This window comes from Mycobacterium sp. UM_CSW (genome assembly GCF_000455205.1).
Classification (GTDB): domain Bacteria; phylum Actinomycetota; class Actinomycetes; order Mycobacteriales; family Mycobacteriaceae; genus Mycobacterium.
Map to the genome: position 1 here is coordinate 1 of NZ_AUWQ01000084.1, position 10,594 is coordinate 10,594.

Consider the following 10,594-nt stretch of genomic DNA (forward strand, 5'->3'; position numbering starts at 1 on the left):
GGTCCGCGCCGGCGGCGCCGGAAACCCAGATGTCGGCCAACCTGACCAAGCCGCCCGAGGTGGCGAACCTGGCGACCAAGATGTTCCAGGCGCTGCGGCCGTCCCGCTCCGGGGCGATGCCGAAGTCGTCCGACGCGATCACGATCGGTCGTTCCACCGACAACGACATCGTGATCCAGGACGTCCTGGCGTCGCGCCATCACGCGTTTTTGACCCAGACGCCGCTGGGCACCGAAATCCGCGACGCGCACAGCGTCAACGGCACCTTCGTCAATGGTGTCCGGGTCGGGTCCGCGATCTTGACCGAGGGCGACGTGGTCACGATCGGAAACGTCGACCTCGTCTTCACCGGCGACACCCTGGTCCGCCGCACCGAGGCGGCGACGCGCACCGGCGGGTTGGAGGTGAACGCCGTGACGTTCACCGTCGACCACGGAAAGCAACTGCTCGACCACATCTCGCTGACCGCGCGCCCCGGGACGCTCACCGCCATCATCGGTGGGTCGGGCGCCGGGAAGACCACGCTGTCCCGCCTGATCGCCGGGTACACCACCCCCAGCAGCGGCACTGTGACGTTCGAGGGCCACAACATCCACGCCGAATACGCGTCCATGCGCAGCCGGATCGGGATGGTCCCGCAGGACGACGTGGTGCACCGCCAGCTGACGGTCAACCAGGCGCTGGGCTACGCGGCCGAACTGCGGCTGCCCCCCGACACCAGCAAGGCCGACCGCGAGCAGGTCGTCGCGCAGGTCCTCGAGGAACTCGAGCTGACCAAGCACGCGGACACCCGCGTCGACAAACTCTCCGGCGGTCAGCGCAAGCGCGCCTCGGTCGCGCTGGAGCTGCTCACCGGGCCGTCGCTGCTGATCCTCGACGAGCCGACGTCGGGCCTGGATCCGGCGTTGGACCGGCAGGTGATGATGATGCTGCGCCAGCTCGCCGACGCCGGCCGCGTGGTCTTGGTCGTCACCCACTCGGTGGCCTACCTGGACGTTTGCGATCAGATACTGCTGCTGGCGCCCGGCGGCAAGACCGCGTTCCTGGGGCCGACCAGCCAGATCGGCGCGGCCATGGGCACCACCAACTGGGCCGACATCTTCGCGAACGTGGGCGCCGACCCCGACGAAGCCAACCGCCGCTTCCTCGCCGAAAACCAGCCGCCGGAGTTGCAGGCCCCCTCCGATGCCAGCCCGGGCGACCTGGGCGAACCCGTGCACACCGACGTCCTGCGCCAGTTCTCGACGGTGGCGCGCCGCCAGGTGCGGCTCGTCATCTCCGACCGGGGCTACACGGTGTTCCTGGCGCTGCTGCCGTTCCTCATCGGCATCCTCACGCTGACCGTCCGTGGCAAGACCGGGTACGGCATGGGCGACCCCTTGAGCAACTCGCCCAACCAGCCCGACCAGATTCTGGTCATGCTGACCGTGGGCGCGGTGTTCATGGGGACCGCGCTGACCATTCGCGACCTGGTCGGCGAGCGTCCCATATTCAGGCGTGAGCAGGCGGTCGGCCTGTCGACCGCGTCGTACCTGGCCGCCAAGATCGTGGTGTTCAGCGCGTTCGCCATCGGGCAGGCGGGCATCACGACCGCGATCTCGGTGATCGGCTGGGGCCAGCCGATCGCCAAAGCGGTGATGTTGGGCAACGTCAGCTTCGAACTGTTCTTCGACGTCGCGCTGACGTGTGTCGCCTCGGCGCTGTTGGGCATGGCGCTGTCGGCGATCGCCAAGTCCCAGGACCAGATCATGCCGTTCCTGGTCATCGCGATCATGTCGCAGCTGGTGTTCTGCGGCGGGTTGATCTGGGTGACCAACCGTCCCGTGCTCGACCAGTTGTCGTGGGCCACGCCCGCGAGGTGGGGTTACGCGTCGGCGGCGTCGACGATCGATACGCACCGGCTGGTCGTCGGCCCGACCGACCCGAAGGACCAGCACTTCGATCACAAGCCGAGCGCGTGGCTGTTCGACATCGCGATGCTCGTGGTGTTGTGCATCGTCTACAGCACCATCGTGTGGTGGAAGCTCCGGCTGAAGGGGCACTCGTCGGGCCGCCGCAGGCTGTCGAGGAACCGGCGCAAGCGCTGATGGGCCGGCCCGCGCAGCCAGTGCTGACGGTGCGGTCCCAGCGATCCGAAGGTAATTTCGCGCCGGGTCGCGACGTGGTCGTCGGCAGTGACCTGCGCGCCGACCTGCGCGTGGCGCACCCGCTGATCGCCCGGGCGCACCTGCTGCTGCGCTTCGAGGGCGGCCGGTGGATCGCAGTCGACAACAACTCGATGAACGGGGTCTTCCTCAACGGCCGGCGGGTGCCGACGGTCGACATCCGGGACGGCCAGGCCATCAACATCGGCAAGCCCGACGGACCGCGGATCACGTTCGAGGTCGGGCACCACCAGGGCACCGTCGGGCTGCTGCCGCCGACCGAGACGCTCCCGACGATCCCGCCACCCAGCGGCCCGCTGCCGGTGCGCCCGCGCCCGCCGCAGCCGCCGCCTCGCCCGCCCGACGACGTCCAGCGCACCACGGCGATCCCGATCCTCCGGCCGCCCGCGGCCACCGACGACGCAAACCCGCCCACCCAGATGGGCGTGAGCGGCGAGGTCGCCGAGTTCCCGACCACGCGGGTCAGGGCCCCCGTCGCGCGGATCGGCCGCTCGCTCGACAACGACATCGTCGTCCACGATGTGCTGGCGTCGCGCCATCACGCCTTCCTGACCGCGACGCCGGTCGGCACCGAGATCCGCGACGCGAACAGCATCAACGGCACCTTCGTCAACGGGATCAGGGTCGGATCCGCTGTGCTCGCCGAGGGCGACGTGGTCACCATCGGCAACGTCGACCTGGTGTTCAGCGGCGGCATGCTGGTCCGCCGCCAGGAGGTGGCGGCGCGGTCGGGCGGCCTGGAGGTGCGCGAGGTCAACTTCGCGATCAACGGGAAGAACCTGCTCGAACGCGTCTCAGTGACCGCCAGGCCCGGCACCCTGACCGCCATCATCGGCGGTTCGGGCGCCGGCAAGACCACGCTGTCGCGGCTGATCGCCGGGTACGCCACCCCGACCTCCGGCTCGGTCACGTTCGAGGGCCACGACATCCACACCGAGTACGCGTCGCTGCGCACCCGGATCGGGATGGTCCCGCAGGACGACGTCGTGCACCGGCAGCTGACCGTCAACCAGGCCCTCGGCTACGCCGCCGAACTTCGGCTGCCGCCCGACACCAGCAAGGCCGACCGCCAACAGGTCGTGGCGCAGGTGCTCGACGAACTGGGGCTGACCAGGCACGCCGACACCCGGGTGGACAAGCTCTCCGGCGGCCAGCGCAAGCGCGCGTCGGTCGCGCTCGAGCTGCTCACCGGGCCGTCGCTGCTGATCCTCGACGAGCCGACGTCGGGCCTCGACCCCGCCCTGGACCTGCAGGTGATGACGATGCTGCGCCAGCTCGCCGACGCCGGGCGGGTGGTGCTCGTGGTCACCCACTCGCTGACCTATCTCGACGTCTGCGATCAGGTGCTACTGATGGCGCCGGGCGGCAAGACCGCCTTCCTGGGTGCGCCCGGCCAGATCGGTGACGCCATGGGCACCACCAACTGGGCCCAGATCTTCGCGAAGGTGGGCGCCGACCCCGACGAGGCGAACCGGCGCTTCTTGGCGCAAAACAACCCCCCGCCCCCGGTCGAGTCGGCGCCCGCCGACCTGGGTACCCAGGCCCGCACCAGCGTGCGGCACCAGTTCTCCACGATCGCGCGGCGCCAGGTCCGCCTCGTCGTGTCCGACCGCGCCTACTTCACGTTCCTGGCGCTGCTGCCGTTCGTCCTGGGCGCGCTGTCGCTGACCGTCCCGGGGAACACCGGGTTCGGCGTCGCCCAGCCGACCAGCGGGACACCCGACGAGTCCGCGCAGATCCTGACCCTGATGTCGATCGCGGCCGTCTTCATGGGCACGGCGCTGACGATTCGCGACCTGATCGGCGAGCGCGCGATCTTCCGGCGCGAGCAGGCGGTGGGCCTGTCGTCGGGGGCCTACCTGGCCGCCAAGCTCACGGTGTTCTGTGCGTTCGCGATCGTGCAGGCGGCGATCGTGACGGGCATCGTGCTGCTGGGCAAGGGCGCGCCAACGCAGCCGGCGGTGTTGCTGGGCAACCCTAGCTTCGAGCTGTTCGTCACCGTGGCCGCGACGTGTGTGGCCTCGGCGGTGCTGGGGCTGGTGCTGTCGTCGCTGGCGCGATCCAACGAGCAGATCATGCCGCTGTTGGTGGTGTCGCTGATGCTGCAGCTGGTGCTCGCCGGCGGGATGGTGCCCGTGACGGGCCGGATCTTCCTCGACCAGCTGTCCTGGGTGATGCCCTCGCGCTGGGGATACGCGGCGTCGGCGTCGACGGTCGACCTGCGGGCGCTGGTGCCCGGTTCGCTGCTGGCGCAGGACGCCCACTGGGCGCACACCCGCGGCGCGTGGTTGTTCGACATGGGGATGCTGGTCGCGCTGTCGGCGGTCTATTCCGCGATCGTGCGCTGGCGCATCCGGCTCACGCGCTAATCCTTGGCGTCGAAGCGCAAGCCGTGCGCGAGCGCGAACGCCATCGCCTGCGGCACGTCGACGCGGGCGCCCGACAGCGAGGCGGTCCGCCACAACGCGGCGTCCGCGAGGGCGCCGCGCAGGTCGGCGTCGTCGAACCGGGCGCCCGTCGTCCGCGCGCCGGACAGGTCGGCGCCGCGCAGCACGGCCTTGCGCAGGTCCGTCTCCACCAGGCTGGCCTCCCGAAACCGGCAGCCGGAGAGGTCGACGCCGCGCAGGTCGTTGCCGCCGAGCACCGCGAGGGTGAAGTCGACCTCGTCGAACGTGATCGGGCGCATCCGGCACCCCACGAACACCGAGCCCAGCATGCTGCACTGCGCAAAGGTGCTGTGCCACAACAAGGTTCGCCCGAACGTGCAGTTGCGAAACGCCGACCCCCGATGGTCGGACTCGGCCAGGTTGGCGCCGCCGAAGTCGCAGTCGGAAAACACCACCCGTTCGGTGCGGAGCCGGCTGAGGTCCTCGTCGCGAAAATCCGTGCCGGTAAATTCGCGATCGACCCAGTGCTGCAATTCAGCTCGCGGCCAGGGTTTCCAGCGCGTATTCGCTGACGGCGATCAGCGCGTCGGTCGCCGAGCGGCGGTCCCTGGCGTCGACGGTGATCACCGGGATGTGCCGTGGCAGCGTCAGGGCTTCGCGCACCGCCTCGACGGGATAGCGTGGCGCGCCGTCGAATTCGTTGACCGCGATCAAGAACGGCAGCTTGCGGTGCTCGAAGAAGTCGACCGCAGCGAAGCTGTCCTGCAGGCGGCGGCAGTCGACCAGGACGACCGCTCCGATCGCGCCGCGCACCAGGTCGTCCCACATGAACCAGAACCTGCGCTGACCCGGCGTTCCGAACAGGTAGAGCACCAGCTCCTCGTCCAGCGTGATGCGGCCGAAATCCATTGCAACCGTGGTGGTCTTCTTGTCCGGGGTGGCCTCGAGCATGTCGACGCCCTCCGATGCGTCGGTGAGCATCGCCTCGGTGCGCAGCGGCATGATCTCCGAGACCGCCCCGACGAACGTGGTCTTGCCGACCCCGAAACCGCCTGCGATCACGATCTTCGTCGAGGCGTGCGCGCGGGAACCGTGCGCGTCAGAGTGCGCGTAAGCCACGCAGGGTCCTTCCTATGAGTTCGTGACGCTCGTCGCGGGTCGAACGCTCGCTCAGCGTCCTATGCACCCGAAGGTAGCCGGACAGCACCAGATCACCCACCAGGACGCGCGCGACGCCGACCGGTAAATCCAGCCGGGCCGAGATCTCCGCGACCGACGGGCTGTTGACGCACAGTTCGATGATCTTGCCTCTCGCATCGTTCGGTGGCCACCGGTGAGCCAGGCCGGCGTCCAACGTCTGTATCGGCGCTTCCAACGGAAGGTCGACGTCGGTGCCGGTCCGCCCTGACGTCAGCGTGTACGGACGGACCAGGTTCGCCTCACGTGGTGCCGGCCAGTGCTCGCGTCTGTCCATCGCGGGTCACTGGTACTGCTCTGCGGATCGGCGGGTGGACTCAACCACTCCGCCCACCCGTTCGACGAGTACGGCCATCTCGTAACCGATCTGGCCGATGTCGCAGGACGCCACCGCCAGCGTGGCCAGATGCGAGCCGTCGCCGACCCGCATCAGCAGCAGGTAGCCGTTGGACATCTCGACCACCGACTGCAGCACCTGGCCGCCCTCGAACAGCTGCGCGGCGCCGGTCGCGAGGCTGGCCAGGCCGGAGGCGACCGCGGCCAGCTGGTCGGCCCGCTCGCGCGGAAGGTGTTCGCTGGCCGCGACCGGCAGCCCGTCGACCGACACCAGCAACGCGTGCGCGACGCCGGGGACCTCGCGGGCGAACTTCGTCACCAGCCAGTCCAGCGAGTTGTCCGCAGACGTCATTCCTGATCAGATCCTTCACTCGTCTCGCGGGCGTGCGACCGTCCGGAGCGCACGCCGCCGAAGTGGCTACTGAACGAGGCCCGCACCGCCTCGGGGTCGCGCCCCGCGGCGGAGTGCCGCGCGAGGCCGTTGGATCCCACCAGGGACCCCTCGTCGCCGTCCGGCCGCTCCTCTTCGGTCGTGTCCGTCCCGTTCGCGGCGCCGGGCACCAGTCGGGCCCCGGGCTCGCGGACCGGCAGCCCGTGCTCGGTTTTCGCCTCGACGGGCTTGTCCTCGGCCGCGGCGGCCAACGACCAGCCCCGGTCCCAGACCGACTGCCAGTCCAGGTCGGGGCTGTTGACCAGGTCGTGCGGGTCGCCCAGCATCTCGGACAGCATCCGACGGTAGATGACGTCGTCATCGGCCGGGGCGGCCGGCGCCTCCGGAGCTTTCGGGATGCTCGGGGCCGAGGCGACGGGCGCCGGGGTTTCCGGGGGCGCCGCGGCGGCCTGGGCGCGCGCGGCGAAGAACGCCGACGTGTCCGACACCGCCGCGGGCTTGGTCGGCCTCTGTTCCGGCTCGGGCTCAGGTTCCGGCGTCGGCTCCGGCTGCCCGCCCTCCCACCACGGGGTGGCCAGCTCGCGGCGCTCCCGTCGCGGCAGCTGCGCGACCGGTTGGGGAGCCTCGGGCACCGCTGAAACGTCCGCGATGCCGCTGGAGCCCGGGTCGCGGCGCGGCAACAACGTGACCGGCGGTCCCGACGCGTCGGCGCCGTTCTGGCTGGCGGGTTCGGGCGCGGCCGGCGCGCCCCCGGGGTCCGTCGTCGCCATGGCGTTGGCGAGCTGGGTGCTCGGGGACGACACCGACCCCGGCCGTCCCTGCGGTCCCGCCGAGCCGGCCAGCACCGAGGGCGGCAGGTAGACCTCGGCCGTGGTTCCGGCGCCCGCCTCGTCGCCGGCCGGGCCGCGCAGGCCGACCCGGATGCCGTGCCGGGCCGCGATCCGGCCCACCACGAAAAGCCCCATGTGCCGGGCGTTATCGGGCGTGACGTCGCTGCCGGACCGCAGCCGCATGTTGGCGATGCGCCGATCGGCATCGTTCATGCCGAGGCCGGAGTCGGAGATCCGGAGCATGATTCCCCCGTCACCGCCGCGTCCGGCGGAGATCCGGACGGTCGTCGTCGGCGGCGAGTAGCGCAGGGCGTTGTCGATCAGCTCGGCGAACAGGTGGATGACGCCGCCCGCCGCCGCGCCGACCAGCGCGCAGTCGGGCAGGCCGGACAGCTCGACGCGGCGGTAGTCCTCGACCTCGGACACCGCGGCGTTGATCACCGTGGACAGCGGCACCGGGTCGCGTTGGTCGCGGGCCAGCTGAGCGCCCGCGAGCACCAGCAGGTTGGCGCTGTTGCGCCGCAACCGGGCCGCCAGGTGATCCAGCCGGAACAGGTTGTCCAGGCGTTCGGGGTCCTCCTCGTTGCGCTCCAGCCGGTCGATCAGCATCAGCTGCTGGTCGACCAGGGAACGGTTGCGCCGCGACATCGTCTCGAACATGTCGTTGACCAGCAGGCGCAGGCGCGCCTCGTCACCGGCGAGCAGCAGGGCCTGGGTGTGCAGCTCGTCGACAGCGTGGGCGACCTGACCGATCTCCTCGGTGGTGTACACCGGCAGCGGCTGCGGAATCGGTTCGGCGCCACCGGCTTTGACCCGGGCGACCTCCTCCTCCAGGTCGGTGTGGGCGACCTTGAGCGCGCCGTCACGCAGGACGCGCAGCGGGCGCACCAGCGCGCGCGCCACCAGCAACACGACGAGCAGCGCGATCGCGATGACGGCCAGCACCAGCGCGGTGTCGAGGATCGCGGCGTTGCGGCGATCGGTGGCCTCGGCGTGCACGGACTTGGTCACCGACGCGGTGGTGTCGTTGATGACCTGCTCGGCGATCCCGTCGGTGGTCTCGATCGAGCGCAGCAGGTCGGGGTTGTCGACCAGCGCGCTGGCCGGATCCGACATGATCGCCATCCGGGTCACCATCTGCTGCTGCAGCGTCTTGGCCTCGGCCGACCCGGCGCCGAGCACCTCGCTCATCCCGAACAGCGTCGACGGCTCGGTGCCGGCCAGGGTCATCATCGAGGTCCGCAGCTGCGGCTCGGGAAGGTCGGCCCCGCGGGTCACCAGGATCTGCTGCATCGTCATCTGCCCGCGGGCGCCGACGGCCCGGCTCAGCGCCTGGGCCTGAGCGCGGATCCGCTCGTTGCCGACGTGCACCGACGCGTTGATCACGTCCTCGGCCGTCAGCAGGATCGGGGCGTAGGTGGTGACCCGGTCCCGCAAACCGATGCTGTTGTCGGCGACCTTGTCCAGCAGCCCCGCGCCGCCGTTCAGCAGCGTGCTCACCCCGGACCGGACGTCGGGGGTGACGTCGGTGTCGGCCAGCCGCTGCTGCAGCTCGTACTTGCGCGCCTCGTAGTTCTTCTTGGCGCCTTCGACGTCGCGCCCGGTGGAGCTTGCCAGCAGGGCGACGTCCAACGCCGACATGTATTTGGTGATCGCCGGCAGCACGTCGGCGCGGGCGGCGGCCAGCCGGAGGCCGCTGGCGTTGGCCATCGCGTCCTTGATGCGCAACCCCCCGAACGCGGTCGCCAACAGCAGCGGTACCAGCACAATCGCCAGGACCTTGTAGCGGACGGGCCAGTTGCTGGGAGACCAGCGGGGCGGACGTTTGGCCCGCCGGCCGTCGGCGACCGGGGCTTCGGTGTATTGCGGCGCGTCCGCCTCGGCCGCGTGGGCCGGGCGGGTGAACATGGTCACTTGTCTGCGGCCGCGCGACGGGCCGCTGCGCCGATTATCAGCGCTCGGTGAAACGAGAGGCTCATGAGACTTCCTGCTTAATTCCGCCTACCCCACGCAGTCGGCGCCAGCGATAAACACCTGGCAATCCGACGAGTATGACAGCCCGCGGCCGAGGTCTCCACAATTCCTACTGAGTACGCAGAGCCCTCCAAGGTTGGCCCGCGCGCGGGGATGCAAGTCTGGCAAACGATTTGGCCTGTCATGATCGGCAGATGTTCCGGCTGATGTTTGTCACCCCGCGCATCGCTCCCAACACCGGCAACGCCATCCGGACCGCGGCCGCCACCGGCGCCGAATTGCACCTCGTCGAGCCGCTCGGCTTCGACCTGTCCGAGCCCAAGCTGCGGCGGGCCGGCCTGGACTATCACGACCTCGCGTCGGTCACCGTGCACGCGTCGCTGCGCGCCGCCTGGCAGGTGCTGGCGCCGGAGCGGGTGGTCGCCTTCACCGCGCACGCGACGACGTCGTTCGCCGACGTCGACTACCACGCCGGCGACGTGTTGATGTTCGGGCCGGAACCCGACGGGCTGGACGCGGCGACCCTGGCCGACCCGCACATCACCCGACAGGTGCGCATCCCGATGCTGGCGGGCCGTCGCTCGCTGAACCTTTCGAACGCGGCGGCCGTTGCCGTCTACGAAGCCTGGCGGCAACACGGCTTCACCGGCGCGGTCTAGCATTTCGAGACATACCGCGCGGCCCGCGACTTCGAGGAGGGCAGCGATGTCGTTTGTGTTGGCGGTTCCGGCGGACATGGCGGCGGCTGCTTCCGATGCCGCGCGAATCGGATCCACGCTGCGGGCGGCGAATGCTGCTGCGACCGCACCGACCACGGGGTTGCTGGCCGCCGGTAGCGACGAGGTGTCCGCGGCCATCACAGCGCTGTTGTCCGGGCACGCCCGGGCCTATCAGCAGGTCGCCGCGCAGATGTCCGCGTTTCACGACAATTTCGTCGCCACGCTGAGCGCCAGTGCGAGCGCGTTCGCAGACGCCGAAGCGGCCAACGCCGCCCCGCTGCAGACGTTGGAGCAAGACGCGCTGAATGCGATCAACGCGCCCACCCAGACGCTGCTGGGTCGCCCGCTGATCGGCAACGGCGCGCCCGGCACCGCGGCCAGCCCCAATGGGCGGCCCGGCGGGTTCTTGGTCGGCAACGGCGGCGCCGGCTTTTCCGAACCCGCCAACTCCGGTCTGGCCGGAGGCAACGGCGGAGCCGCCGGTTTCATCGGCAACGGCGGCACGGGCGGCAACGGCGGCGCCGGCGCGGCAGGTGGTGCCGGCGGTCACGGCGGCTGGCTCTTCGGCAGCGGCGGCAGCGGCGGCAACGGCGGG

At 70.5% G+C, this 10,594-nt stretch carries 9 protein-coding genes; 4 read left to right on the top strand and 5 right to left on the bottom strand.

Annotated elements, in window-relative coordinates; genetic code table 11:
- Together N415_RS24550 and N415_RS24555 are read left to right on the top strand one after the other, a co-directional pair.
- Positions 1 to 2,087, top strand: a 2,087-nt coding sequence (locus tag N415_RS24550; RefSeq protein WP_193376503.1) for an ATP-binding cassette domain-containing protein, incomplete at its 5' end; no start/stop codon positions are given.
- On the top strand, positions 2,087 to 4,534 hold the full coding sequence (locus N415_RS24555; protein WP_068187498.1) for an ATP-binding cassette domain-containing protein: 2,448 nt from the start codon (positions 2,087 to 2,089) through the stop codon (positions 4,532 to 4,534). The genes N415_RS24550 and N415_RS24555, both read left to right, overlap by 1 nt.
- On the opposite strand, the gene N415_RS24560 is transcribed toward N415_RS24555, so the two are convergent.
- From N415_RS24560 to N415_RS24580, 5 genes are read right to left on the bottom strand one after another with little or no spacing between them, the layout of a single operon-like run.
- Positions 4,531 to 5,085 carry a pentapeptide repeat-containing protein gene (locus N415_RS24560; protein WP_068187499.1) on the bottom strand — a complete coding sequence of 185 codons (555 nt, stop codon included), beginning with the start codon at positions 5,083 to 5,085 and terminating at the stop codon, positions 4,531 to 4,533. The two genes, N415_RS24555 and N415_RS24560, sit on opposite strands and share 4 nt — an antisense overlap.
- Before the next feature lies 1 nt (position 5,086).
- A complete protein-coding gene (locus N415_RS24565; protein ID WP_068113569.1) occupies positions 5,087 to 5,671 on the bottom strand; it encodes an ATP/GTP-binding protein in 585 nt (194 codons plus the stop codon).
- Complete coding sequence (locus tag N415_RS24570) at positions 5,652 to 6,026, bottom strand: DUF742 domain-containing protein (protein WP_068187500.1); 375 nt, start codon at positions 6,024 to 6,026, stop codon at positions 5,652 to 5,654. Before N415_RS24570 ends, N415_RS24565 begins: the two co-directional genes overlap by 20 nt.
- 6 nt (positions 6,027 to 6,032) lie before the next feature.
- Positions 6,033 to 6,437 (bottom strand): serine protease inhibitor, encoded by a 405-nt coding sequence (locus N415_RS24575; protein ID WP_068187501.1) that lies wholly within the window; start codon positions 6,435 to 6,437, stop codon positions 6,033 to 6,035.
- Positions 6,434 to 9,214 (bottom strand): sensor histidine kinase, encoded by a 2,781-nt coding sequence (locus N415_RS24580; RefSeq protein ID WP_068187504.1) that lies wholly within the window; start codon positions 9,212 to 9,214, stop codon positions 6,434 to 6,436. The genes N415_RS24575 and N415_RS24580 overlap by 4 nt, the downstream gene beginning before the upstream one ends.
- Before the next feature lie 260 nt (positions 9,215 to 9,474).
- Here N415_RS24580 and N415_RS24585 point away from each other — a divergent pair, with 260 nt between their 5' ends.
- Entirely contained in the window at positions 9,475 to 9,939 is a 465-nt protein-coding gene (locus N415_RS24585; RefSeq protein ID WP_068187502.1) for a tRNA (cytidine(34)-2'-O)-methyltransferase, read from the top strand.
- 46 nt (positions 9,940 to 9,985) lie between these two features.
- On the top strand, positions 9,986 to 10,594 hold a 609-nt coding region (locus tag N415_RS24590; RefSeq protein WP_152531560.1), incomplete at its 3' end, for a PE family protein.